Genomic DNA, 25268 nt, shown 5'->3' on the forward strand with positions numbered 1-25268 from the left:
GGTAGCCCGTCAGCAGGAATTTGATATCATACACTCACACGATTGGTTGACATATCCGGCCGGTCTGCATGCCAAACAGGTATCGGGTAAGCCGTTGGTGATCCACGTGCATGCCACCGATTTTGACCGTAGCCGTGGTAATGTAAATCCTACTGTATACGCAATAGAGAAAAACGGTATGGATCATGCCGATCACATCATGTGCGTAAGTGAGTTGACCCGGCAGACTGTTATTCATAAATATTATCAGGATCCGAAGAAAGTGTCTACCGTGCACAATGCGGTTTCACCGTTGTCGCAGGATATTCTGGATATTGTTCCGAATAAGAATCCGAAAGAAAAAGTGGTTACTTTCCTGGGACGTATCACTATGCAGAAAGGACCGGAGTATTTCGTAGAGGCGGCTGCTATGGTGTTGCAGCGTACCAAGAATGTACGTTTTGTAATGGCCGGTAGTGGCGATATGATGAATCAGATGATTCGTTTGGTTGCTGAACGCGGAATTGCCGATCGTTTCCATTTCCCCGGATTTATGAAAGGCCGGCAAGTATATGAAGTGTTGAAAGCCAGCGATGTTTACATTATGCCTTCTGTGTCCGAGCCATTTGGTATTTCTCCGTTGGAAGCGATGCAGTGTAGTGTACCGACGATCATTTCCAAGCAGTCCGGTTGTGCAGAGATTTTGGAGAAATGCATTAAGACGGATTATTGGGACATTCATGCGATGGCAGATGCAATTTATTCCATTTGTACTTATCCTGCGATGTATGAATATCTGTGTGACGAAGGGAAGAAAGAAGTGGACCAGATTAAATGGGAAAACGTCGGATACAAAGTGCGTGGTATCTATGACGAAGTAATAAAGAATTATAAATAATAAAATAATATAGATATGAGAACAATCTGTCTTTATTTTGAAATACATCAAATTATTCATCTGAAACGTTATCGTTTTTTCGATATAGGTGCCGATCATTACTATTATGATGACTATGCCAATGAGATAAGTATAAATGAGGTTGCCGAACGCTCTTATATTCCGGCACTTAGCACATTGATCGAAATGGCTAAGAATTCTAATGGGGCATTCAAAGTAGCGCTGTCTATTTCGGGCGTTGCATTAGAGCAGCTCGAGATTCATGCGCCGGCCGTAGTTGACTTGCTGCATCAGCTTAATGATACCGGCTGTTGTGAATTCTTAGCTGAGCCTTATTCACACGGCTTATCGTCATTAGCTAATGAAGATTGCTTCCGGGAAGAGGTGATGCGTATGAGCGATAAAATCAAACAGATGTTTGGTAAGGCACCGAAGGTATTCCGTAATTCAAGTCTGATTTATTCCGATGAAATTGGTGCTCAAGTAGCTGCTATGGGTTTCAAAGGTATGCTCACGGAAGGTGCTAAATATATTTTGGGTTGGAAGAGTCCTCATTATGTATATCATTGCAATCAGGCTCCGAGTTTGAAATTGTTGTTGAGAGATTATAAACTATCGGATGATATCGGTTTGCGTTTCTCTAATTCCGAGTGGAGTGAATATCCGTTGTTTGCCGATAAGTACATTAACTGGATCGATGCTTTACCTCAGGAAGAGCAGGTTATCAATATATTTATGGAATTGAGTGCTTTGGGTATGGTGCAGCCGCTTTCTTCCAATATATTGGAATTTTTGAAAGCACTTCCGTATTGTGCAAAAGAAAAAGGAATCACTTTCTCTACGCCTACAGAGATTGTAACTAAATTAAAATCGGTTTCCCAACTGGATGTACCGTATCCTATCTCTTGGGTGGACGAAGAGAGAGATACAAGTTGCTGGTTGGGTAATGTCATGCAACGCGAGGCATTCAACAAACTGTATAGTGTGGCCGAGCGTGTGCATATGTCTGATGACCGCCGTATAAAGCAGGACTGGGATTATCTTCAGGCAAGTAATAATTTCCGGTTTATGACTACAAAGAATACGGGGATTTATCTCAATCGTGGTATTTATGATTCTCCATATGATGCTTTCACCAATTATATGAATATTTTGGGTGATTTTATCAAGAGGGTAAATTCGCTGTACCCGGAAGATATCGATGATGAAGAATTGAATTCATTGCTGACTACTATCCATAATCAAGGTGAAGAGATCGCAGAGCTTCATAAAGAGTTGGATAAATTACGCGCGAAAGAGGAAAAGGCAAAGGCTGTAAAAGTTGCTGCCAAGCCCAAAGCTGCTGTAGAAAAAGCTGTAAAAGAGGAAAAGACAGCTCCTAAAAAGACTGCTGCAAAGACTGCAACAAAGAAAGCTGCTCCAAAAAGTAAGAAGAAAGCAGAATAGAAACTGAAGAAGATACATTAAAAAAGGAACAGGTCGGAACTTTAAAATTCCGACCTGTTCCTTTTTTATTTTTATCTGTCTTTTGGACTTAGTTTAGAAAGAAGTATAAATAACTTCCAATGACAACGGTGGACTGTCTAATCCTCCTTTCAACTTCGTGTAACCGGGTTTAAGGTCATTGAGAATACTGATGATACTTCCACTTGTGGTACTGGTATTTTTATCTCTTGTAATAGTTACCGGTATGATGGCAACCTTATCCCATGAAGTCGCTTTTTCCCATGCCTCAATGGTAGTAACGGGTGTTCCTGTATCGACATCTAAAATACCTTCTATTTTTCCGTCATTCTTGAGTGCTGTTACGGCTGCCGCTCTTTCTGCCAGACAAGTATTAATGAGTCTCGATAAGTTGGAGAATACATATTGATTATTGTTTATGGCATTGTGTTGGGCAATGTAGGAGGTTACATCATCGTTGATCTTATTGTCCTGGAAGAAACTTTCCTTCTCTTTTTCGCGAACCAGCAATACGTAGCTGGGAATATTCATACTAAAGTCGTATTTATTTTTATCATTACTTTGGTTATAATTGGTCAATGCCAATTTAACGACGTTCAATGTATCTTGACTTAGCTTTTCCCGTATGTCATTCAAAGGTAATGAAACCTGCGTATAAATGCCGGCAGGAGTTTTTAGATACGTCCATTCCCGTTCATTCACTTTCTCTTTGATTTTATCCTCGTCACTGTTGAATGCATTAGCCTGAATGATTTCCCTGGTTGCGGCAAATGTCCGATAACCGTATGCAGTAGAGTCTGTTTCATTGTCGCTTTTCTTAAGATTGGCACCATCGTCTCCTTTCACATAGCATTCATATATGACACGCAGTTCGATTTGGTCTATATAGAGGATCGTACCGTCACCATAGTCATTTTTTACATAGATTCCCTTGAAAATATCTCTGAATACATTTGCGAAATCTACATTATCTTCATCTGCCTTTCTGCTGGCTTCAAGAATCTTCTGGCCTAAGGTCTGTGGTAAAGTTACAGTAACCGAAGGAATATAACCACTCTGATTTCTAACCGAACTGGCTACGGATAAATCTACTGCCGTATAGGCTTTTCGTCCCAATAAAGCACTGGGGTCATTTTTATTGTAGAAATCTTCCGGATTGATATCGGTATAATAGGCAGATTCCTTATCCAGATCTTTATTTAATTGGTAGACACTCAAACGGGAGGCTGTCAGTGAATCACCGAAATAACTGCTGTAAGCCAATGACAGTTCTGTGCGGTATACTTCATTTTTCACCATGATCGCTTTGGGATCGTTTGGGTTATCTTTATTATAAAGCGGCGGAAAGGTAAAGTTTTCATTACAATGTAATTGTGCCAAAAAACCTGCCTCATAATAGCCGAAATCCGGATCAGTAAATTTTCCCAGATAGCCGACGCTTGTCTTTGCAAAAACTTTTCCGGCGAGTTCCGATTGGGTTTTGACGTCGAACGTTGCCAATTTACCGTTTATGTTCTGATCTCCACCCGGAAACATCCCTAATCCCAATGTACCGGTATTGTCATCACATCCGAAGAAAGTTAGAGACAATAGGATAACCCATAGATATTTTACTTTCATGATCGTCGTATCTTAGTTCAATTTTTTATTCTTGTTCTGTTTCCCACACCTTGTCATAAAACCCATTGCAGGCATCGGCATATGTTTCGGTAGTCTGATACTCGAGAACCGGTTTTCCGGATTGGCGTGCGTAATCCATAATCTCTTCATTGACATGTTCGCTGTTTTGTATCACTCCGTCCGAGTAGTCGACAGCCAACTTGCATAAAGTTGCATAATCTACCGGCTCTTTCAGCATGGCCACATCTTTTTTGTTGATGCCCTTCAACATTAATTTGGTAGCAAAATCACTGCTCAGCGTGTTTTTGAAATCGTCTTCGTATACTGAAAATACAACTTTTGCATCGCGGAATGAAGGCTCGTCTTTATAAGCTTTCTTGATGTATAAGGGAGCCAACGCAGTCATCCAGCCGTGGCAATGAATCACATCGGGAGTCCAACGCAATTTTTTTACTGTTTCCAATACTCCTCTGGCATAAAAGATAGCACGGCTGTCGTTATCATCATATTCAATTCCATTTTCATCGGATGTTTGCAGCCTGTTTTGGAAATAATCATCATTGTCGATGAAATATACCTGCATGCGTGCTGATTGTATGGATGCGACTTTAATAATTAACGGGTGGTCGGTGTCGTCGATAATCAGATTCATACCGGAAAGACGTATCACTTCATGCAGCTGATTTCTGCGTTCGTTGATATTTCCCCATTTGGGCATGAATGTTCTGATCTCTCTGCCTTTTTCCTGAATGGACTGGGGCAGATTTCTGCCAATGTTAGCCATTTCAGATTCAGAAACGTAAGGGGTAATCTCTTGTGTAATAAATAAAACCTTATTCGCCTTTGTCATAATAACAATCCTTCTCGTAAATATTCTGCAAAGATATAAAAAAAAAAGGGCATTAAAGCAAGTCATCGGCCGGTATAATTCCTTATGAATTGTTAAGTGGTTGATTTTCAGTAATAAAATGCCTTTTGCTTATTTTTGTCCTATGCTTGCCTTTTGCATTAATTTGCGATATTTCTTCTTTATATGGTAAATAATAGTTTATTTTGCACAGTTTTTCAAACAAAAAAGAAACAGAAGCGAATTGAAATGAAAGTAATACATACGATCGAGGACTTGCAGGCCGGACTTTCGGTACTGAAAGCCCAAGGGAAAAAGGTGGGGCTGGTACCTACTATGGGTGCTTTGCATGCAGGGCACGCATCACTTGTGAAGCGTAGTGTAAATGAGAATGACGTAACGGTAGTCAGTGTTTTTGTAAACCCTACTCAGTTTAATGATAAAAACGATCTGGTAAAATATCCGCGTACGCTGGAGACCGATTGTAAGTTGCTTGAGGATTGTGGGGCGACTTTGGTATTTGCTCCTTCGGTAGAGGAGATGTATCCTGAACCCGATACACGCCAGTTTGGTTATGCACCTCTGGATACGGTAATGGAAGGTGCGTTCCGTCCCGGACATTTCAATGGGGTATGCCAGATAGTGAGTAAATTGTTTGATGCAGTGAAGCCACATCGTGCCTATTTCGGGGAGAAAGATTTCCAGCAATTGGCTATTATTCGTGAGATGGTGCGTCAAATGAAGTTTGATCTTGAAATTGTGGGTTGTCCCATTGTCCGTGAAGAGGATGGATTGGCATTGAGTAGCCGGAATGCCCGTTTGTCGTCCGATGAACGTGAAAATGCTTTAAATATTTCCCGGACATTATTTAAAAGTCGTACCTTTGCAGCCACTCATTCGGTGAGTGAAACGCAAAAGATGGTGGAAGATGCTATTGCTGCTGCGCCGGGGCTTCGTCTGGAGTATTTTGAGATAGTAGACGGAAACACTTTGCAGAAGATTGGAGATTGGAATGAGACATCGTATGCAGTGGGCTGTATTACAGTTTTTTGCGGAGAAGTCCGTCTGATCGATAACATTAAATACAAAGAAGTTTAAACTAAAAAAAGACCAAACCCTTATGATGATTGAAGTGTTGAAGTCGAAAATTCATTGTGCACGTGTCACGGAGGCGAATCTGAACTACATGGGTAGCATTACGATTGATGAAGACCTGCTGGATGCTGCGAACATGATTGCCGGTGAAAAGGTGTATATCGCTGACAATAACAATGGTGAGCGTTTTGAAACCTATATTATCAAAGGTGAACGTGGCTCGGGCAAAATCTGCCTGAACGGTGCTGCAGCCCGGAAGGTTCAACCGGATGATATTGTGATTATCATGTCGTATGCGCTGATGGATTTTGAAGAAGCAAAATCGTTTAAGCCGACAGTGATTTTTCCGGATCCGGTAACGAACAGTGTGGTGAAATAGGAGAGTAGGACATCGCTCTTGAGATATATAAAAAATCCCGTTTACATGGTAGTAAGCGGGATTTTTTTATTGGATCATTCATTCCGATGGAATGGGTTTACTTCTTTAATTGTTCATTCATGGCCGCTGCCGCTTTGCGTCCGTCGCCCATGGCCAGGATAACGGTAGCACCGCCGCGTACGATATCGCCACCGGCATAGATAGTCGGGATGGATGATTGCATATTGTCGTTTACCGCAATGGTGCCTTTGCGGCCCAATTCCAAGCCTTTTATCGAGCTCGGTACAATCGGGTTGGGAGATACCCCTACGCTGACGATAGCCAGATCGATGTCAATTGTTTCGGTAGCACCCGGAATGGCTACGGGGCTGCGACGTCCGGATGCGTCCGGTTCGCCAAGTTCCATTTTCTGCAGCACCACTTGCTTTACGCGTCCCTGCTCATCGGCCAGATATTCGATCGGGTTATGCAAGGTCATAAATTCCACTCCCTCTTCTTTAGCGTGTTTCACCTCTTCCAGACGGGCAGGCATTTCTTCCTCCGAACGGCGATAGATAATCATGGCGCGTTCCGCACCGAGACGCTTGGCTGTACGGACGGAGTCCATTGCCGTATTTCCACCGCCGATAACGGCTACAATCTTGCCGAACCCCGCGACGATAACGGCTACATTCTTGCCGAAGGCAACCGGAGTATCGGAATCCGGACTGGCGGCATCCATCAGGTTGACACGGGTCAGGTATTCATTGGATGACATGATGTTAATCGAATTCTCACCCGGTATGTTCATGAAATTAGGCAGTCCGGCACCTGAAGCAACGAATATGCCTTTGAAACCTTCCTCTTCCAGTTGTTCTACACTGATAGTCTTTCCAACGATACAGTCTTTAATGAAAGTGACACCCATCTTGGCCAGATTGTCTATTTCGACATCTACGATCTTGTTCGGCAAACGGAATTCGGGGATGCCGTATTTCAATACACCGCCGATTTCGTGCAATGCCTCGAATACTGTGACATCGTATCCGTATTTAGCCATATCTCCTGCAAAGGAAAGTCCGGCGGGACCGGAACCGATAACAGCTACTTTGATTCCATTCTTTTCGGCAATCTCGGGAACGGATATTTGTCCGCTTTCGCGTTCGTAATCGGCAGCAAAGCGTTCGAGATGGCCGATAGCTACCGCCTCTTTACCCATTTTCAAGTGGATACATTTGGATTCGCATTGCTTTTCCTGCGGGCATACACGGCCGCATACGGCAGGAAGAGCACTGGTCTCTTTCAGTGTTTTGGCTGCTTCGAGGAATTCACCGCGTTCAATGTTTTTGATAAAACGGGGAATATCGATTCCAACCGGGCAACCGCTCATACATCCCGGATTGGCACAGTCCAGGCAACGTTTGGCTTCCATGACGGCCTGTTCTTTGGTTAATCCCTGATTTACCTCTTCTTTACGGCTGTGAGAGCGGTATTCGGCATCGAGTTCGTTCATCTTGCAACGTTCTATATTCGAACGTTCTTTGGCTTTGATGCTTTTGCGTAATTCTTCGCGCCAAGGGGCGTTACGGCTGTTTTCATCTGTAGTTGGGATGGCTTCACAGTGTTCTTCGAGTTTGTGCATTTCTTCACGCTCGATGTTTTTGAAGGCACCCATACGTTTCAGCATTTCGTCGAAGTCCACTTGATGCCCGTCGAATTCCGGACCGTCTACACACACAAACTTTGTTTTACCGCCGATCGTAATACGGCAGGCACCGCACATACCTGTGCCGTCTACCATGATGGTATTCAGTGATACATCTGTAGGGATTTCATATTTTTTAGTCAGCAGGCATACGAATTTCATCATGATGGCCGGACCGATAGCGAAGCATTTGTTTACCTTTTCGCGTTTGATGACCTCTTCCACACCTTCTGTTACGAGTCCTTTACGGCCGTAAGAACCGTCGTCTGTCATGATAATCACTTCGTCCGAGCTTTCGCGCATCTCTTTTTCAAGGATAATCAGTTCTTTGGTACGCCCGGCCAGAACGGTGATGACACGGTTTCCGGCAGCTTTAAGAGCCTGAACGATAGGCAGCATCGGAGCAACACCTACGCCACCACCGGCACAGACTACTGTCCCGAAGTTTTCGATGTGTGTGGCTTGCCCCAGTGGACCTACAACGTCGGTGATGTAATCACCTTCATTAAGTTCACAGAGTCTGGTAGAAGAAAGTCCCACCTCTTGCACAACCAAAGTGATGGTTCCTTTTTTTACATCAGCGCCCGCAATAGTCAATGGCATACGTTCGCCCTTTTCGCCTACGCGAACAATGACAAAATGTCCCGCTTTACGCGATTTTGCTATTAGCGGAGCTTCTATCTCCAGTTTGAACACTTTCTCGGAAAAATGTTCTTTGTTAATGATTTTGTTCATTATCTAATTAATTTGTTGGAATTGCTACGTAACTGCTATCAGAATGATATTTTGGCAAAGATACAGCTTATTTGGGAATAATAAAAGAAAAGCCGCCTTTTTGGGGCGGCTTCTTATGCATCTGTGACCATTTCCTTTAATCGATAACCTCGAATCCGCAATAGGGAACCAATGCTTTCGGTATCCGGATACCTTCCGGTGTCTGATTGTTTTCGAGCAATGCAGCTACGATACGCGGCAATGCCAATGCGGATCCGTTAAGTGTGTGGCAGAGTTCTGTTTTCTTTTCGCCATTGCGATAACGGCATTTCAGACGGTTGGCCTGATAGGTATCGAAGTTGGAAACAGAACTTACTTCCAGCCAACGCTTTTGTGCTTCCGAATATACTTCAAAGTCGAAACATAGAGCGGCGGTGAAACTCATATCTCCTCCGCAAAGGCGAAGAATACGGTAGGGAAGTTCTAATTTCTGTAACAGGCCTTCTACGTGATCCAGCATCTCTTGGTGGGATTGACGGGAATGTTCCGGTTTGTCGATACGCACCAACTCTACTTTAGAAAATTCATGCAGGCGGTTCAAGCCGCGAACGTCTTTACCGTAAGAGCCGGCTTCGCGACGGAAACACTGGGTGTAAGCGCAATTCATGATCGGAAGTTGCTTCTCGTCCAAGATAACGTCACGGTAGATGTTGGTTACCGGTACTTCCGCTGTCGGGATCAGATAAAGATCGTCTACTTCACAATGATACATCTGACCTTCTTTGTCGGGTAGCTGTCCTGTTCCGTAGCCGGAAGCGGCGTTGACTACTGTCGGAGGCATAATTTCCGTATATCCCGATTTGCGTGCTTCGTCCAGGAAGAAGTTGATGAGTGCACGCTGTAACTGTGCTCCTTTACCTTTATATACGGGAAAACCCGCTCCGGTGATTTTTACACCGAGGTCAAAGTCTATCAGGTCGTATTTTTTTGCCAGTTCCCAATGGGGAAGGGCGTCTTTGGGAAGTTCGGTTTCCATTCCTCCCATTTTTTCCACAACGTTGTCTTCCGCACCTACACCTTCGGGCACTTCATCGTAAGGAACGTTGGGGATGGTATACAGAAGATTCTGAAGCTCGGTAGCTGCTTCGGTCATGGCCGTATCCAGAACCTTGTTGCCTTCTTTCAGTTCGGCAACGCGTGTGCGTGCTGCTTCCGCTTCTTCTTTTTTACCTTCTTTCATCAACTGGCCGATTGTTCTCGACAGCGAGTTTACCTCTGCCAGATTTTTATCTAATTGATTCTGTGTGTTACGTCTCTTGTCATTCACTTCAATGACTTTGGCAATGGTTGCTGCTGCGTCTTTGAAATGTTTCTTTTCCAGGCCACGGATTACCGCGTCGGTGTTTTCTGTAATTTGTTTAATAGTAAGCATATCAATACTTTTTTATGAACATTTCTCTTTGAGGGTACAAAGATAAATAAAAATACAGAGATGCGGCTCTTTAGGATGTAAAAAAGAACGGAGATGCAATCACTTGGATTACATCTCCGTTTTTCAATATGGTTATGTCCGAAGCTTATGCTTCTGTTGCTTCAGCCGGGATGATAGATACGTATCTTCTATCTTCTTTGGTTACTTTGAAACTAACTGTTCCATCTACTAAAGCGAAAAGAGTGTGGTCCTTACCCATACCCATGTTATTACCCGGGTGGAATTCAGTACCTCTTTGACGAACGATGATGTTACCTGCTTTGCAAGTTTCGCCACCAAATATCTTAACGCCTAATCTCTTGCTCTGTGATTCGCGGCCGTTCTTAGAACTACCGACACCTTTTTTATGAGCCATTTCTTTTTACTTTTTAAATTGATTAAGCTACTACTTCTGTAATTGTTAACTCTGTAAACTGTTGACGGTGACCGTTCAGTTTTCTGTGACCTTTTCTTCTTTTCTTGTGGAAAACAAGCTCTTTGTCACCTTTAACCAGGCTTGAAACAATCTGGCAAACAACTTTTGCACCTTCTACAGTAGGAACACCTACAGTGATGTTGCCGTCTTTGTCTACCAAAAGAACTTTGTCAAATTCTACTGTTGCACCGTTTTCTGCATTTTGAATGTGGTGTACAAACAGTTTTTTGCCAGCTTCTGCTTTGAATTGCTGACCGTTAATTTCTACAATTGCGTACATCTTATATATAAATGTATAAGTTAGCTCCGTCGGGTGGTCTTTAATCACTTAGAGAACACTTTGTTGAACCCGGTGCGGAATAATCGACCACAAAAGTACTGTTTTTATTCTTTTCAGACAAATATTTCTTCTTTATTTTTTAAGAACTGCTTTAAAAGCTTATTTTTCGTTCTCGCTTTATGATTAATAGATGTCCTTGAAGACGGTCGTTGGAATTCTGATTATCCGTATTTTGGGGGTGGGGATACCAGCTCTTTAAGATTACTGATGATGCTGACATGTGGGTATTGGGCCAGTTCTCCGAATTTCGTCATTCCGCTTGTTATCCCGGCAAAACAGACTCCTGCCGAAGCGGCGGTTTGGGCGTCTACGGTACTGTCTCCTATATACAGGGTCTCTTCCGGAGATACCTTCAGCTTTTCGATGGCAAGTAACAAACCTTCCGGATCGGGCTTGGCACGACTTACGTCTTCCATTCCGATAATGATGTCGAACCATCCTTGGGGAAGATGCATTTTTATGAATTCTTCAATACGAAAACGGTTTTTGGTGGATATGATTCCGATACGTGCCCCTTGTCGCCTTAGTTTATGCAAGGTAGGGAGGGTATCTGTAAAAAGGCGGGTATTCCGGTTCATGTGCTGATTTTCTTCTTCGGAATACTCCTCTTTCAAGGCGATCAGTTGCTCCATATCTGTAATTCCGGTCAGAATACTGAACGAATCCTCGAGGGTTTTGCCTATGGTACGTTTGATAGCTGTATCGGTGATGTCTTTATAGCCGTGTCGTTGGAGTACATTGCGGAAACAAATAACAATGCCTCGGGATGAATCGGCGAGTGTATAGTCAAAATCGAATAAGTAAGTCGTGTATTTCATTTGCCGGAATTTTTGGCAAAGATACGAAAGGATAGTTATGAAAACAAAAATGCTTTTATATAATATGATTTGAGGGGGGAATTAGAAAAAATAATAGTGTATACTTTTATCGGTCGAAAGTATACACTATTACCCCTTAGAAATATATACTTTTGGCAGGTAAGAGTATATATCTCTTTATGCTTTGAAAATCAATTGGTTATTTTACTGGATCAACCGCGTAGCCCTGCTTTTTCAACAGGTTTAGGACTCCGTTTTCTCCCGGCAGGTGCAAGGCGCCGACAGCGATAAAGGTCGGCGCTGTTTTCATGATTTCCGGTAACGCCTTTACCCATTTTTGGTTTCGGTTATCGATCATATTTGTTTTTTCCTGTGGGGTCATGCTGCAAAGTTCTCCGTCGGAGATTTTCTCCATGGCGGCCAAATCTTGTGCCATGTAAGCCGAAGTGAGCTTTTTAGTCAGTTCGATGTTTTCATCGATGTTGTTTATAAAACAGAGCAATGTTTCGGCCTGGCGCTTAAGAGAAGATTGGTTGTAAAGCAGATCCATCTGGAAGTCCATCGTTTCCAAGCCCTCTGTCTTTTTCCCTTTTTCAGTTGCCTGTGTCTGGAAATAGGTATCCAGTTGCTCCTGCGGATTGAATCCGCCGACATGTTTCATATAAAGGATAACTATCAGATTGTTGCTGAGAAAAGCCGGTTTGACTTTTGGTAACATGGCAATATCAAACATCAGGTTTTCTTTCGAACATTTGTTGATCAGCTCGTATTCTTCGTCAGTGAAGAGCGACTTGAAAGTCGTATCCGTTTCTGTCGTCATATATTTCTGCAATAGAGCAGCAGCTTTGGTCTGATCTTGCATTTCGCTCATTTTCAATTCGCCGTATACCTGCCGGGTATGGTCGAGTGCTGCCTGTAATCCCTGGATGCTGTCTTTGATGCTGAGTGAAGCAAGATGATGCGTTCCCATAATGTAAGAAGGTTCTGTCAACCCGTTGCCGGATATTCTCCATAATAACTGTGCATTTGCACTGATTGCAACGCAAAATAAAAGAAGTGTTCCCAAATACTTTTTCATAATGAATTGTTTTTTATTATTAACGTGTTCGTCCGCCGGAAATCCAGTGCTTTGTGTAGTAGGGCTCATTCAGTTGGCTTACAATCACACCCCGGGTAGTACTGGCATGAATGAATTTGCCTTCTTTCAGATAGATGCCTACATGGGCTACCTTCTTTCCGGAGCGGTTGCTGGTGAAAAAGACCAAATCGCCTTCCCGCAAGTTGCGTTTTGCCACCTTATTACTCTCTTTCTTTTGTCCGTCCGTACTGCGGGACAGTTTCGTGTGGTATACTTTTTTATATATATGGCTGGTAAATCCGGAACAATCGGTCCCCCGTTTCGAATCTCCTCCTGTGTGGTAAGGGACGCCGATCCATTCGGCCGCTTCCAGATAGAGTTTGTGATTATCTTCCAGACGAATGTCTATGCCCAAACGGACAGAAGCACGTGCTAATGCCTTATAATCCAATCTGGGGGCAACTGAACGGCAGGAACTGAGACTGAATATCAGTCCCAATATTACCGGAATATATAAAAAGTTTTTTCTCATCTTTTCCCGTTTTTTGTATTCCATTGCCATAATGCCGTCAATTAGCCTGTTTTCTTAATTTTGAATTCTGTCATTATAACACAACTAATTGGCACATTGGCATATTATCACATTGAAAAATTATTCTCTCGGTTCTTCTACCTCCTGTTCCGGAATATTTTCTTCCGGAGTAAATTCTTCCACGTCGACATTGAAATAATCCTCGAGTTCTTTTTCGGCCGAATTATTTTCATTCCGGATGTCACGGATAATGGTACCATGTTCGAGCAGAGCGATACGTGGACATACATCTACCGTGTGGTTGAGATTATGGCTGGAAATAATAACCGTAGCATTGTGCTCTTCGTTGTATTTTTTCAGTAAATGTTTGATGACGGATTGTGAACTCGGATCGAGGAAGTTGAACGGTTCGTCCAGAATGAGCAACTGCGGATAATGGAGCATTGCCGAGATAATACCGATTTTCTGTTTATTTCCGGCTGAGAAGTTACGGATCAGTTTCTTTTGTCCGGTCACCTCTCCGTTCATAAAACGTTCGAATGGCTTTAAACGTTCCTCTACTTCTTCTTTTTTCAATCCATACATTTTACCGATGAAGTAGAAATATTCTTCAGGCGTCAGGTAATCTATCAGAAATCCGTCGTCAATGAAAGCACCCGTGAATTTTTTCCATTCCTCACTTTTGCTGACATCTACATCATTGATCGTTACATTTCCTGCATCTGCCTTTAGCAAATCCAGTATCAAGCGAAAGAGGGTGGTTTTACCGGCTCCGTTGTTACCTACCAGGCCAAGCATGTCTCCCTGATCGATCATGTAGCTCTCGATATCTACAGCCTTTTTTTCACCAAAGTTTTTTTGAAGTTTATTTATGGTAATCATATTGATGATTTATGAATTAAGATTTATGATTGATGAGTTAAAGGATTTATGATTTATGAATTATGATTTATGGTTCGGAAAATTATTATTAGGCATCACCGGAATTTACATTCCACTAATCAATTCATAATTCATAATTCATAAATCTCCTACTGTCTACTGTCTCTGAACCCCTCCATGTTTTTGTAACGGCGTTTCATAAACCGGTTGTATACATTCTTCAGCCATATGCGCGAAGTGAGAATGAATCCCAGTCCGATAACGAGCAACACCCATGAAGTCGTAGTCTCTCCCAACCAAATTTTGAGCAAGGCATAAAGTAGCAATGGGATACCGAAAGTGGCGCCGCTAATCAGACTTTGCAATCCTGAACCGGAGTTTTGCCGGCCGGTGATTTTGGCATTCAAGGGTATCGTTTTGGTGTTGTAAACAGCAAGTTGGAACAGGCAAAAGTAGATACAGCCGATGGTAAACACTGCCCATGAGATGGAAGTCAGTACACTGATTTTACCCATGGCCATTGCCGGTATCGTCAGGATGAGAGGAATGAGAATACCGATACTGTATAGTATGTATTTGGCACGGAGTAAGGTATAGATAGACTCTTTACGACTCATAAGCCCATCGATGTAATTACCTTCGTAACTCATAATTTGCAATAGGAAGAGAATTCCGAAAATGGCGAAATTGTAAACTGTAATAAAGTTTTTCATACCTGTACCGTCGTATACTTCGGTGAAACTCAGTAACAGGCTGAAAGCTATTACGACCAGAATGCCCATTCGGAGCGAGTTTTTGCAAACCTTGTTGCGCAGCAACATTTTTAGTTCCAAACGCATATATTCGCCTACTTCTCCGTATTTTTCGAAGAACTTGTATTCGGAAGCATTGACTTTCGTGTCTTCCACTTTGTTCAGTTCTGCATACACCAGGCCTGCCATCAGTTTCCGGTTGATAAGCCACATGAGGGCGATTGCCGCTAATGTACCGATGAAAGCCAATAAATTCCCTTCGATGTATCCTTCGCCCAGATCAATGAATAAGTTGGCAACCACGCTCTTGTCTTCGGGAATGAAAATGGCGGCGGCAATGCCTCCATATACGGCCAAAGGCAACAGTACCCACCAGATTCGTTCACTGATCAGTGTGCGGCACAACAGAAACCAATAGTTGTTGAAGACCATTAGCAGCCAGATACCGGCACAATAGGTGAGAACTCCCCAAAGCCCGAAGAATTTCGGAATGGTGATGATAGCGAATGGTGCGAACATGAAGAGCCAGATAAGATTGTAGCTGCTCAGTCCGGAACGGATCAATAAGAAATCAATTACCCTGTTCCGCCTGACCGGCATCAGGAGGTAAGGTTTTACCTCCTGTGTCGGGGTCTTTTGTAGCGGAAAGCGCAATATGAAATCGAGTGCAAGGACAAATACCAGACCACTGTTCATGATGTGGTAAGGCTCCATGCTATTCGTATCGAATGCAAAAGCGAAAGTGGTTCCGAAGAAGATCAGATACGCTGCCCAGAAAACCGCCATGGCATACATGGCGTATTTTCCGAACCGGTTTTTATCGTACATCGGGTGCCGCTTGGCAGCCAGTTTACCGTGTTTGCGCAATTCGTTAAAAAGCATCATTTCTTTTCAGGGCTAACCATCGTGACTTCTACTTCGTTCTTCTGTTTCATCAAATCATCGGCAAATTTCTGGACTTCTTTTGCTGTGATGCTGTTGACCAGATTTTCATAGTCCTTTATCATATCTACTCCGGTGAAGATATATTCGTCGATGCTACCCAGCCAGAATCTGTTTTCTTTCAAATCTTCGGTATGCTTTTTCAACATATATTCTTTTACCTTTTTAAGATTGGCATCCGACGGACCTGCTTTGGCAAGATTTTCAGCTTCGGCAAAGATTATTTTCATCAGCTTGTCTTTTTTGTCGGGAGCCGTGTCGAAGATAATTTGCAGGAGCGCTGTCTCTTTCGGATATTTAGAAAGACTGCCGCCTACATATACTCCGTATGTGCCGCCTTCCTCTTCGCGGACTTTCTCTGTGTATACCAAATCAAGGATCTGGCTGGTCATGCTCATCAGGATGTTATTCTTCTGATTGTATTTGCATTTACCGTTGTAAACCACGAACACGGATGATTTCGGTGTTTCTTGCTGTTTGATGAATTCATTCTTGTAAGTACCCTTACGCATTTCCAGTTTGGTGTCTCTGAATGTCTCTTTGCGGTTGATGGCAGGGAGGGCACCCAGATACTCGGCAATGAGGTCTTTGTCTTTTGCAATGTCGATGTTCCCAACGAAAATGAATGTAAAGTCGCTTGCATCTTTATAGCGGTCTTTGTACATTTCCATGAGTTTGTCATAATCGATTTTGTCGATCATATCGGATTTCATGCGGATAGCTCTCGGATGGTGCATATAGATGGCAGCCTGTATGGAGTCGCCAAATGCCACATTCGGATTGAGTTCCTGATTTTGGAGGGCAGCTTTATTGCGGTTTTTGTAAGAAGCAAAAGCGTCATCGTCTCTGCGTGGGGCAGTGAAGGTGAGATAAGTGAGCTGCAACATAGTTTCAAGGTCTTTAGGAGAACAGCTACCGGTTACGTTCTCTGTCTTATCGCCGATACCGTAGTTGACGGATGCTTTCTTTCCGGCTAAAACCTTTTCCAGGTCTACTGCGCTGAAATTACCCAAACCTCCTGCGCTGATAGCATCGAGTGATTTGATGTTGATGATTTCCGAGTCGGGGAACAGTGAACTACCACCCAGGCTGGTACCTTTCATACGAATTTCGTCAGCTTTGAAATCTGTCTTTTTTAAGATGACTTTTACACCGTTGGACAAAGTCAGCTCGGTGGTTCCGAAAATAGGATTTTCTTTTTCGGAAATGATTTTTCCGCCTTGGGGTTTCTCGGCCATTAATGGCTCATCGGATACTTTGTCTACGTAAGCCGTTAATTTTTCGGCTTTTACGTCTTTCAGAGTCTGTAATACAGCATCTTTCGTAGGCATCTGTATACCTGCTTTTTCCGGGCCGAAGATGGCAACTACCTGGTTGGTATCTGTCACCAAAGCCTGCATCATTTGATTCAGTGCCGCTACCGGGATATTCGGAGCGATCTGATTAATGATGGCATATTCGTTTTCAATGCCCGGAATCGGTTCTTTATCAAGGAAGTGGCGAACGTATTCGTTTACGTATTCTTCATTTTTACGTTTGTCACGTTCATTGTAAGCGGATTCCAACTGGCGGAGGTATTCGGCACGGGCACGGTTGTATTCTGTTTCTGTAAAGCCGAATTGACGGGCACGTTCCATTTCGCGTAATAGATTGGCGATGCCGTCTTCTACGGTGCCTTCTTTACAAACGACTACACCGGTGAATGCGTCTTTCGTTTTAGCCACAAAGAAATCGCCTTCGAAAGTACCGGCATAGATAAACGGAGGATTAGCCGTTTGTGTCAATTCGTTCAGGCGGGCGTTCAGCATACTGCTGATAAGGTTGGTAGCATAGTTTTGTACCAGATATCCCATATTACCCTTTTGGTCGTCGGGGGTAGCGTCGTGTTTGTTGAATACGATCACTTGAATATGAGTGAATACGAGCACTTGAATATGAGGTTGTTCCTTATCTTGTTCGATAATGATGATAGGTTCTTTGTTGTCATTTACCGGATAATAGATACGTTCGGCTGCATCGGGTTGTGCCGGGATATCGGCAAACATTGTTTTGATTTTGGCTTCCACTGCATCTACGTCGATATCACCTACGACAACGATGCCCTGTAGGTCGGGACGATACCATTTTTCGTAGTAATCTCTCAATGTTTGATATTTGAAGTTCATTACTACATCCATCGTACCGATCGGGAAACAGGTGGCATATTTCGTTCCGGCAAACATCTGCGGGAGCATTTTTTCCTGCATACGTTGCATGGCGCTCATGCGGGTACGCCATTCTTCATTGATGACGCCGCGTTCCTTGTCTATTTCTTTGGGATCCAAAGTCAGATCATTAGACCAGTCATGGAGGATTAGAAGGCAAGAATCGATTGCTCCCGGCATGGTGACAGGGACGTTCGAGATATTGTAGACAGTCTCGTCAACTGAAGTATAGGCATTCAGGTTTTCTCCGAATTTCACGCCGATATGTTCGAGATACTGTTTCAGGGCATCGCCGGGGAAGTGGGTCGTTCCGTTGAAGCACATATGTTCCAGGAAGTGGGCAAGACCCCGTTGGCTTTCTTCTTCCTGGATTGAACCTACTTTCTGTGCGATGTAGAAATCAGCCCGGTTTGCCGGAAGTGCGTTTTTACGGATATAGTACGTTAGTCCGTTGTCGAGTTTACCGATACGTACGTTCGGATCTACAGGAACAGGAGGCAATTGCTGGGCAAAAACCTGCTGGAAGCTGCAGCATACGATTGCGGCTGCAACAAATAAACCATGAAGTAATTGTTTCATATATAATGAATTTTAATGAGTATTTTGCATTATCTGTCGGAGAGGGGTGGGATAAATCACAAAAAAGAGAAATAAAAATAGTGATTAGTGATAAGCGGGCTGCGCTATACAAGGTCATTGGTTAGCACTCTTTGCGATTTTATCGCTACTCGCTAATCACTTATCACTAAATCGCTGCTCGCTATTTTATCGCTTCTCTGATTCTTACTAATTTAGTGAGCAATCCTTCTAAAAGATCGAGTTTCAACATATTGGCACCGTCGCTTTTGGCTACCGCCGGATTTTCATGTGTTTCGATGAACAGCCCGTCAGCACCCACCGCGATTCCGGCTTTGGCTACGGTTTCGATCAATTGTGGCATGCCGCCTGTTACTCCACTGGTCTGATTGGGTTGCTGTAAAGAGTGAGTAACATCCAGGATAACAGGGAAACCGAATGTCTGCATTTCGGGAATGCCACGATAGTCAACGACCAGGTCTTGATAACCGAATGTCGTTCCGCGTTCGGTAAGCATCACTTCTTTGTTGCCGGCTTCCAGCACTTTATCGGCTGCAAACTGCATGGCCATGGGAGATAAGAACTGCCCTTTTTTTATGTTCACTACTTTTCCTGTTTTGGCTGCTGCAATCAGGATATCTGTTTGGCGGCAAAGGAAAGCGGGTATTTGCAGCACATCCACATATTCGGCAGCCATTGTCGCTTCATCGGCAGAATGGATGTCGGTAACGGTAGGAACACCGAAAGTATCATGCACTTTCTTGAGAATTTTAAGTGCTTTTTCATCGCCTATTCCCATAAATGAGTCGAGACGAGAACGGTTGGCCTTACGATAGGATCCTTTGAATATATACGGAATTTTTAGAGTATCGGTGATGTTTACTACTCGTTCGGCAATACGCATTGCCATTTCTTCTCCCTCTATCACACAGGGACCGGCAAGTAAAAAGAAATTGCCGGCGGGATTGTTTTTTAATTGCTCTATCATAATGTATAATATGTAAATTTATCAAAGTTCCGGTTACTTCCTAACCTTTTTGATCTTGCATTTCCCATTCGTTTACTGATCCATTTCGCCTGTTTGTCCATTCCTCCGTTTTGTTATTCTTTGCAATTGGCATATTGGCACATTGGCACATTGAATCATTATCAATCCGGTATGATTAATGTAATTTTCTCCGGTAGAATACCGATTTCCAATGGGAAATGTTTGGGTAAGATTCGTCCGTCCAGGTCAACTGCGGCATTTCTGGCACGGAGCACCTTTACCTTTTTGGTGCGGTAACTTTTCACCACTTTATGATTCAATATCCGTCCTTGAATTAACATCCACAATCCTGACATGGTTTGCAGGAGTTGGGGGCGATAGATAACCGAAACATCCAGCCAACCGTTGTAGGGTACGGCACTGGGAGTTTGCCCGTATCCGCAGGCACTGCCTACGCATACCGTCATGATACGTCCTCGGATGTGTTCGTCGTTAATGCGGAGATGCATCCGATATAGGTTTCGTTCGAAGAATAACAGGAAGAAAGCTGCCAGATAAGACAAGAATTTGACTCCCCAGAAACGTTTGGTTCCATCGGTTACTTTTACGATGCGTGCACCGAACCCGATGTTAATGGCATTCAAAAAATAACGGCGCTGATGCTTTTCACCATCGTAGAAATTACAGAATCCCACGTCTATTTTTCTATGGCGGTTTTTGATAATCCAGTCTACTGCTTGCTTATAGTCCATTCCGATATCCCAGTATCGGGCAAAATCATTTCCGATACCGTTTGGAATAATTCCAATGGCAATGTCCTCTTTGTGTTCGGCATTGGAAAGCATGATACCGTTGATGGCATCGTTCAATGCACCGTCACCTCCCACTACGACAATGGTGGTATATCCATTGTTGGCAAGAATTCCGGCAAGCCGTTCTACCGAGCCAAAACCTTCGGATTGCACATAGTCGTATGCCACACCCTTCTGGTCCATGTACTCTTTTATTTCCTTCCATCGTTTTTGCACTTTCCGTGTCCCGGCTTTAGGGTTATAGATCACCCCCCATTTTCCAGCTTCTACGCTCATTGCTCCTATATGTTATTTTCTTATCACCTTTCGCTTCTCGCTGCCTCTATGCAGAATCGCCTGATTACAAGTGATTCTTTTTTAACTTCTCCCTTTATGCTTTCTCTGTTGCGGGATTATTCTTATTATCTTTCTGATGCCAAAGATACTAAATCCCTTCGAGTTTCTGCTTTACGAAGGCTATCTTTTCTTCTGTCGATAGCGTTGCGTCTACCCAATTGATAGTAAATCCGCGTCGTTCCATCCCCCGGAACCAGGTCATCTGCCTCTTGGCAAACTGATGGATGGCTATTTCCAGTTGGCTGAACATTTCTTCATAATTCAATTCTCCAATGGCATACAGTGTCAGGTATTTGTATTCTAATCCGTAATAGATCAGGTCTTCGGCTGGAATACCTTGTGCGAGCAGTTGTCGTACTTCATCTACCATACCTTCTTCCAATCGCTGTTTCAGCCGTCTGGTTATTTTTTCCCTTCTCAATTCACGGTCGATATCTACACCGATGATAAGGCTGTTGAGTTGTGGAAATTCCCGTTCTGCTACCGGATTGGCAGCATAGTACTCTTCTATTTCAATTGCCCTGATAGCTCTTTTCACTGTATCTACATCTGTGGAATTGTGAAGCGTTTTGTATTGACTCAAGATTGCGGCTAATTCATCCAGCGACTTATTGGCCAATCTTGTCCTCAGCTCCGTGTTTTCGGGTACCGGCATTAGCTTGTATCCTTTCAATACCGATTCCAGATACATTCCCGTTCCTCCACATAGAACAGGTAGACAGCCTTTTTGTTTGATTGTTTCATAGGATTTCAGGAAATCCCGTTGGTATTCGAATACATTGTATTTATAACCCGGGTCGGCGATGTCGATCAGGTGATAGGGGATTTGACGACCGTTGACGGTGTAGTCGGCAAGATCTTTGCCTGTTCCCAAATCCATGCCCCGGTATATTTGTCGCGAATCGGCACTGATGATTTCGGTGTTTAGTTCCGATGCCAGTGCGGCGGCGAAAGGGGTTTTCCCTGAAGCGGTGGGACCAAGAATGGCGATTAAATCATAGTCCGGCATAGTTTATTCTCTTTATTAATAATAGATGCGGACAAAGATAGGAAAAAGGCTGCGAAAAATGGAGAGGAGAGGGTAAAATCATGTTATAAACTTTATAAATATTCTCATGAATAATGGGGGACAGGCTAATTGTTTGAAATTCTTTTTGTTAAGTGTGCTTCCTGATATTTTAGGTGGACAATTAAATCTTTTATCCATCGATCGGCTTTTCTTGATTTGTATTTATATCGTTCGATTCGGTATGTTTTTAGAAAAAGAAAGAATGTTTTCGAACATCAGATTGTTGGAATGTATCTACTTTTGCTGTATGAAAATTTTGTAAATCTAAGACTATGGCTTATAATAAGATATTGTTTATCTTTCATGTAGTATGTATGTTTTGTTTTTCGTCTTGTTCTTCTTATCCCGAAGAAGTGGAAAAGGCTCTTTCTGTATTAGGCAATAACCGGGCAGAGTTAGTCCGGGTTTTAGAGCATTATAGGAGTAACGACCGATTGAAGTTTAAAACTGCTTGCTTTCTGATAAGTAATATGCCATATCATAAAAGTGGATATAATATAGAGTTACCAAAATCGTATTTTACGTATTTTAAAATGGTTGATTCCATGGGAACTCTAATTCCTGATGCCAATCATAATGATTCATTGACAAAGGTTTTGGGACAACAATACGCTTCGTTGGCCTTTCCGCATGATAAAGTTAATACGTTAGATGATATTCAAAGATTTACAGCAGAATTTCTGATAGAGAATATAGATGATGCTTTTTATGAATGGCAGCATTCTCCGTTGCTCAAAAGCATATCTTTTGATGATTTTAAAGAGTGGATTCTGCCATATCGCACTGTCGATGAGGATTTTGTCGGAAATAAACCGATGCTAAGGTCAATCATCTATGATAAACTGTTTACTGGCAATGCCGGAACTATTTATGAAGTTATTGAGAATTATAAAAAATATGTCCGGTGGCAAAAGGAGATGAACAAGCAGGTGATTTCTGATAAACATATAGGTCCGTTCGATCTTTTTATTCCTGCATTCAAAATGGATTGCAGTAATCTGGCTGTTTACACTTGCAACTATTTCCGTGCTTGCGGTATACCTACCGTATACGAGTTCACACCACAATGGCCCGATAAGGATAGCAGGCATTACTGGTGTGCATCTCCAGACTCTACCAATGTACTCCAACCGTATACTCCTCCCTACAATAATTTGTTGGAAGATTGGCCTTTAGATTTGAAATATGTCGGTAAAGTGTACCAAAGAACATTTGCTGCGATGAAAGATTCTCCTTATTTTCTGAAAAACGAGGATGAGATGCTTCCTTCTGTTTTCGATGTTCCTACTATTAAGGATGTGACGGACAGATATCATCAATGTACGGAAATAACGATACCGATGCATGTTAATACTTCTAACCGATTGGCTTATCTCTCATTTTTCAATACTAAGGAAGAATTGTCTCCTGTGGCATGGGGTAAAATTAGTAGTTGGAAACATAGCGTTACTTTTAAGAAGATTCCATTTAATATGCTTTTTTTTCCATCTTATATAGCCGAAGATGGACGAATTGTTCCTTTCGGAAAGCCATTTATATTGCGTAAAGACAGCATCACCGATTGTGCCATTAAGGAAGAATTGAAATGCGATACGGCTCAAACCGTCCGGATGCATCTATTGCGTAAATACCCTTCCAAACGACATTTGGTGCACGACAGAAGGAATCTGAAAGATACACGCATTTTAGGTAGCGACCAATGGACGGGGCCATACGATACTTTATACACCATTTGTGAAGTTCCGGATCCGTATTGGCAAGAATACATATTGGGAAATAACAAGAAGTACCGTTATTACCGGCTTCATCGTGATAGCGTGCCGATAGACATTGCCGAATTGGAATTTTTAGGAGAAGATGCTGCTGGTCATAATACAGATAGACCGTCTGCATTACCGGTGTTTAAAACTAATGATATGTCAGTGGAAAGTAAATCACTGAAGAGAATAAATGGCGAGCCGATGCATACGGGAGTTTTGTATTATAAAGCCTATGATGGTAATCCGGAAACTTTTGCAAGGTGGGGCTTCTTCGGTATGGATTTTAAGCAGCCAGTTTGTATAACTCATATTCGTCTCTTACCCCGAACTGCAACGAACGTCATAGAACCAGGGTGTCATTATCGATTGTTGTATTATCAAAATAATCAGTGGGTTGAATTTAAGGAAGTAATTTCAGAATATAACTTTTTAGATATTGATTCTGTTCCGGCGAATACCATATATTGGTTGATGAACTTAGATAAAGGAAAAGAAGAATTGCCCTTTTTTTATAGGAATGGCCGGCAGGTGTTTATAAATGAATTTATGTAGCTGTTGTTGTATTGATAAATCTTGAATCTAATTTAGCTTATAAAATTGTACTTATTCAATTCACCTGATATAATACTGATGAAGAATTGTATTGAAACATCCTTGCAACATAATCACGATATTTCTTTTAAGATAATATTCGTTTGCATTTCCTTTTTATTTATAGGGACTGTTTATTTTATACCGGATTGGTGTGCAGACAGGTTTCATACTCCGATTTTGCTTTGGATAGGGTGTTTGTTGGGTATATTGGGGATTATTATATCCATTCTGGAATACCAAGGCATGATATTTCATATACCTGTTTCTTTGATAGCTTTATACCTATGTTGGGGAATTAGTTGGGTGCTTACATCTTCCTTAAATTATAATTCGGTTAGTCTCTTTTTTACAGATAATATGGTATTGTTACTATTATATTATTATTTTGCGAATCATTCATATTATTCCCCGTTTTACTTCTTGTTAATAAGTTTGGCTGGTAGCGTATGTTTGATTGCTTTTTTGCAACTGTTCGGTATTTTTAGCTCTTATAGTTCTACATTTGTTATAACAGCTACATTTGATAATCCGGCTGGTATTTCGGCTGTATTAGCTGCTTTATTGCCTTTTACTTTTTATTTCTTTTCTTCAAGAAGTAAATTGAGTCGTAATATGTCAATTATAATTTGTGTAATGGTCGTGATTTCCATTATTCTATCTAATGCCAGAGTAGCTATACTTGCAATGATTGCTATTTTTTTGGGTTATTTTTTAAAGAGAAAACTTCTATTTGTATGTTGCGTGGGATTATTATTGGTACTACTTTATTTAATGAAGCCTGATTCTGCAAACGGAAGACTTTTGATTTGGAGATGTTGTGCCCAAACCATTATTGATAATCCTTTATTGGGAGCAGGAGAATTCACGGCTTGGTATATGTTAGATCAAGCGTGTTTTCTTACAAAACATTCCAATGAACTCTGGGCTATACTGTTGAGTGATAATATTCGCCATCCTTTTAATGAACCTTAATTCCGCAACACTTTGATTTAACTTTA

General features: G+C 42.3%; 21 protein-coding genes. 6 read left to right on the top strand and 15 right to left on the bottom strand.

Annotated elements, in window-relative coordinates:
• Together QVP90_RS05090 and QVP90_RS05095 are read left to right on the top strand one after the other, a co-directional pair.
• On the top strand, positions 1-877 hold an 877-nt coding region (locus tag QVP90_RS05090), incomplete at its 5' end, for a glycosyltransferase family 4 protein (protein WP_288203962.1).
• Positions 878-892: 15 nt separating this feature from the next.
• Positions 893-2323 carry a glycoside hydrolase family 57 protein gene (locus tag QVP90_RS05095; protein ID WP_021935830.1) on the top strand — a complete coding sequence of 477 codons (1431 nt, stop codon included), beginning with the start codon at positions 893-895 and terminating at the stop codon, positions 2321-2323.
• A gap of 93 nt (positions 2324-2416) precedes the next feature.
• On the opposite strand, the gene QVP90_RS05100 is transcribed toward QVP90_RS05095, so the two are convergent.
• Positions 2417-3961, bottom strand: coding sequence for a DUF4270 domain-containing protein (locus QVP90_RS05100; protein ID WP_005925158.1), 1545 nt, complete (start codon positions 3959-3961; stop codon positions 2417-2419).
• 25 nt (positions 3962-3986) lie between these two features.
• Entirely contained in the window at positions 3987-4811 is an 825-nt protein-coding gene (locus tag QVP90_RS05105) for a glycogen/starch synthase (protein ID WP_021935831.1), read from the bottom strand.
• 246 nt (positions 4812-5057) lie between these two features.
• On the opposite strand from QVP90_RS05105, the gene panC reads away from it, so the two are divergent.
• Together panC and panD are read left to right on the top strand one after the other, a co-directional pair.
• Positions 5058-5906 carry a pantoate--beta-alanine ligase gene (gene panC, locus QVP90_RS05110; RefSeq protein ID WP_021935832.1) on the top strand — a complete coding sequence of 283 codons (849 nt, stop codon included), beginning with the start codon at positions 5058-5060 and terminating at the stop codon, positions 5904-5906.
• Positions 5907-5928: 22 nt separating this feature from the next.
• Positions 5929-6282, top strand: coding sequence for an aspartate 1-decarboxylase (gene panD / locus QVP90_RS05115; protein WP_002559520.1), 354 nt, complete (start codon positions 5929-5931; stop codon positions 6280-6282).
• 97 nt (positions 6283-6379) lie between these two features.
• Here the strand turns inward: panD and QVP90_RS05120 are convergent, their stop codons facing one another.
• The 13 genes from QVP90_RS05120 to miaA all read right to left on the bottom strand — a co-directional run bounded on the left by QVP90_RS05120 (position 6380) and on the right by miaA (position 21856).
• Positions 6380-8701 carry a bifunctional dihydroorotate dehydrogenase B NAD binding subunit/NADPH-dependent glutamate synthase gene (locus tag QVP90_RS05120; protein ID WP_021935833.1) on the bottom strand — a complete coding sequence of 774 codons (2322 nt, stop codon included), beginning with the start codon at positions 8699-8701 and terminating at the stop codon, positions 6380-6382.
• A gap of 136 nt (positions 8702-8837) precedes the next feature.
• Positions 8838-10112: a serine--tRNA ligase gene (gene serS / locus QVP90_RS05125; protein ID WP_007478534.1), complete on the bottom strand. Its 1275-nt coding sequence runs from the start codon at positions 10110-10112 to the stop codon at positions 8838-8840.
• A 145-nt stretch (positions 10113-10257) separates the two neighbouring features.
• Positions 10258-10527, bottom strand: coding sequence for a 50S ribosomal protein L27 (gene rpmA / locus QVP90_RS05130; RefSeq protein ID WP_021935834.1), 270 nt, complete (start codon positions 10525-10527; stop codon positions 10258-10260).
• 22 nt (positions 10528-10549) lie between these two features.
• Entirely contained in the window at positions 10550-10867 is a 318-nt protein-coding gene (gene rplU / locus QVP90_RS05135) for a 50S ribosomal protein L21 (RefSeq protein ID WP_005925137.1), read from the bottom strand.
• A 221-nt stretch (positions 10868-11088) separates the two neighbouring features.
• Positions 11089-11745: an HAD-IA family hydrolase gene (locus QVP90_RS05140; protein ID WP_021935835.1), complete on the bottom strand. Its 657-nt coding sequence runs from the start codon at positions 11743-11745 to the stop codon at positions 11089-11091.
• A 199-nt stretch (positions 11746-11944) separates the two neighbouring features.
• A complete protein-coding gene (locus tag QVP90_RS05145; RefSeq protein WP_021935836.1) occupies positions 11945-12823 on the bottom strand; it encodes a TraB/GumN family protein in 879 nt (292 codons plus the stop codon).
• Positions 12824-12842: 19 nt separating this feature from the next.
• Positions 12843-13355 carry a C40 family peptidase gene (locus QVP90_RS05150; RefSeq protein WP_044093760.1) on the bottom strand — a complete coding sequence of 171 codons (513 nt, stop codon included), beginning with the start codon at positions 13353-13355 and terminating at the stop codon, positions 12843-12845.
• A gap of 120 nt (positions 13356-13475) precedes the next feature.
• Entirely contained in the window at positions 13476-14237 is a 762-nt protein-coding gene (locus tag QVP90_RS05155) for an ABC transporter ATP-binding protein (protein WP_005925126.1), read from the bottom strand.
• A gap of 149 nt (positions 14238-14386) precedes the next feature.
• Positions 14387-15874: a DUF5687 family protein gene (locus QVP90_RS05160; protein WP_005925123.1), complete on the bottom strand. Its 1488-nt coding sequence runs from the start codon at positions 15872-15874 to the stop codon at positions 14387-14389.
• Entirely contained in the window at positions 15871-18714 is a 2844-nt protein-coding gene (locus QVP90_RS05165; RefSeq protein WP_021935837.1) for a M16 family metallopeptidase, read from the bottom strand. The genes QVP90_RS05160 and QVP90_RS05165 overlap by 4 nt, the downstream gene beginning before the upstream one ends.
• Positions 18715-18895: 181 nt before the next feature.
• Positions 18896-19699 carry a 3-deoxy-8-phosphooctulonate synthase gene (kdsA, locus tag QVP90_RS05170; protein WP_005925114.1) on the bottom strand — a complete coding sequence of 268 codons (804 nt, stop codon included), beginning with the start codon at positions 19697-19699 and terminating at the stop codon, positions 18896-18898.
• Positions 19700-19860: 161 nt separating this feature from the next.
• A complete protein-coding gene (locus QVP90_RS05175) occupies positions 19861-20787 on the bottom strand; it encodes a diacylglycerol/lipid kinase family protein (RefSeq protein WP_005925113.1) in 927 nt (308 codons plus the stop codon).
• A gap of 148 nt (positions 20788-20935) precedes the next feature.
• Positions 20936-21856: a tRNA (adenosine(37)-N6)-dimethylallyltransferase MiaA gene (gene miaA / locus QVP90_RS05180; RefSeq protein ID WP_021935838.1), complete on the bottom strand. Its 921-nt coding sequence runs from the start codon at positions 21854-21856 to the stop codon at positions 20936-20938.
• A gap of 605 nt (positions 21857-22461) precedes the next feature.
• Here miaA and QVP90_RS05185 point away from each other — a divergent pair.
• Both QVP90_RS05185 and QVP90_RS05190 read left to right on the top strand, forming a co-directional pair.
• The gene (locus QVP90_RS05185; protein ID WP_264380784.1) at positions 22462-24228 is read left to right on the top strand and encodes a hypothetical protein; all 1767 of its coding nucleotides are present in this window, start codon (positions 22462-22464) and stop codon (positions 24226-24228) included.
• A 474-nt stretch (positions 24229-24702) separates the two neighbouring features.
• A complete protein-coding gene (locus QVP90_RS05190) occupies positions 24703-25242 on the top strand; it encodes an O-antigen ligase family protein (RefSeq protein ID WP_288203963.1) in 540 nt (179 codons plus the stop codon).
• The last annotated feature ends 26 nt before the right edge of the window (positions 25243-25268 follow it).

Source organism: Bacteroides sp. CAG:189 (genome assembly GCF_000432295.1).
Lineage (GTDB): Bacteria > Bacteroidota > Bacteroidia > Bacteroidales > Bacteroidaceae > Bacteroides > Bacteroides salyersiae.

Bases quoted from the DNA above. Each gene is read 5' to 3' on its own strand.
- QVP90_RS05095 (WP_021935830.1), top strand. From the start codon at position 893: ATGAGAACAATCTGTCTTTATTTTGAAATACATCAAATTATTCATCTG.
- QVP90_RS05100 (WP_005925158.1), bottom strand. From the start codon at position 3,961: ATGAAAGTAAAATATCTATGGGTTATCCTATTGTCTCTAACTTTCTTC.
- QVP90_RS05105 (WP_021935831.1), bottom strand. From the start codon at position 4,811: ATGACAAAGGCGAATAAGGTTTTATTTATTACACAAGAGATTACCCCT.
- panC (WP_021935832.1), top strand. From the start codon at position 5,058: ATGAAAGTAATACATACGATCGAGGACTTGCAGGCCGGACTTTCGGTA.
- panD (WP_002559520.1), top strand. From the start codon at position 5,929: ATGATGATTGAAGTGTTGAAGTCGAAAATTCATTGTGCACGTGTCACG.
- QVP90_RS05120 (WP_021935833.1), bottom strand. From the start codon at position 8,701: ATGAACAAAATCATTAACAAAGAACATTTTTCCGAGAAAGTGTTCAAA.
- serS (WP_007478534.1), bottom strand. From the start codon at position 10,112: ATGCTTACTATTAAACAAATTACAGAAAACACCGACGCGGTAATCCGT.
- rpmA (WP_021935834.1), bottom strand. From the start codon at position 10,527: ATGGCTCATAAAAAAGGTGTCGGTAGTTCTAAGAACGGCCGCGAATCA.
- rplU (WP_005925137.1), bottom strand. From the start codon at position 10,867: ATGTACGCAATTGTAGAAATTAACGGTCAGCAATTCAAAGCAGAAGCT.
- QVP90_RS05140 (WP_021935835.1), bottom strand. From the start codon at position 11,745: ATGAAATACACGACTTACTTATTCGATTTTGACTATACACTCGCCGAT.
- QVP90_RS05145 (WP_021935836.1), bottom strand. From the start codon at position 12,823: ATGAAAAAGTATTTGGGAACACTTCTTTTATTTTGCGTTGCAATCAGT.
- QVP90_RS05150 (WP_044093760.1), bottom strand. From the start codon at position 13,355: ATGAGAAAAAACTTTTTATATATTCCGGTAATATTGGGACTGATATTC.
- QVP90_RS05155 (WP_005925126.1), bottom strand. From the start codon at position 14,237: ATGATTACCATAAATAAACTTCAAAAAAACTTTGGTGAAAAAAAGGCT.
- QVP90_RS05160 (WP_005925123.1), bottom strand. From the start codon at position 15,874: ATGATGCTTTTTAACGAATTGCGCAAACACGGTAAACTGGCTGCCAAG.
- QVP90_RS05165 (WP_021935837.1), bottom strand. From the start codon at position 18,714: ATGAAACAATTACTTCATGGTTTATTTGTTGCAGCCGCAATCGTATGC.
- kdsA (WP_005925114.1), bottom strand. From the start codon at position 19,699: ATGATAGAGCAATTAAAAAACAATCCCGCCGGCAATTTCTTTTTACTT.
- QVP90_RS05175 (WP_005925113.1), bottom strand. From the start codon at position 20,787: ATGAGCGTAGAAGCTGGAAAATGGGGGGTGATCTATAACCCTAAAGCC.
- miaA (WP_021935838.1), bottom strand. From the start codon at position 21,856: ATGCCGGACTATGATTTAATCGCCATTCTTGGTCCCACCGCTTCAGGG.
- QVP90_RS05185 (WP_264380784.1), top strand. From the start codon at position 22,462: ATGGGAACTCTAATTCCTGATGCCAATCATAATGATTCATTGACAAAG.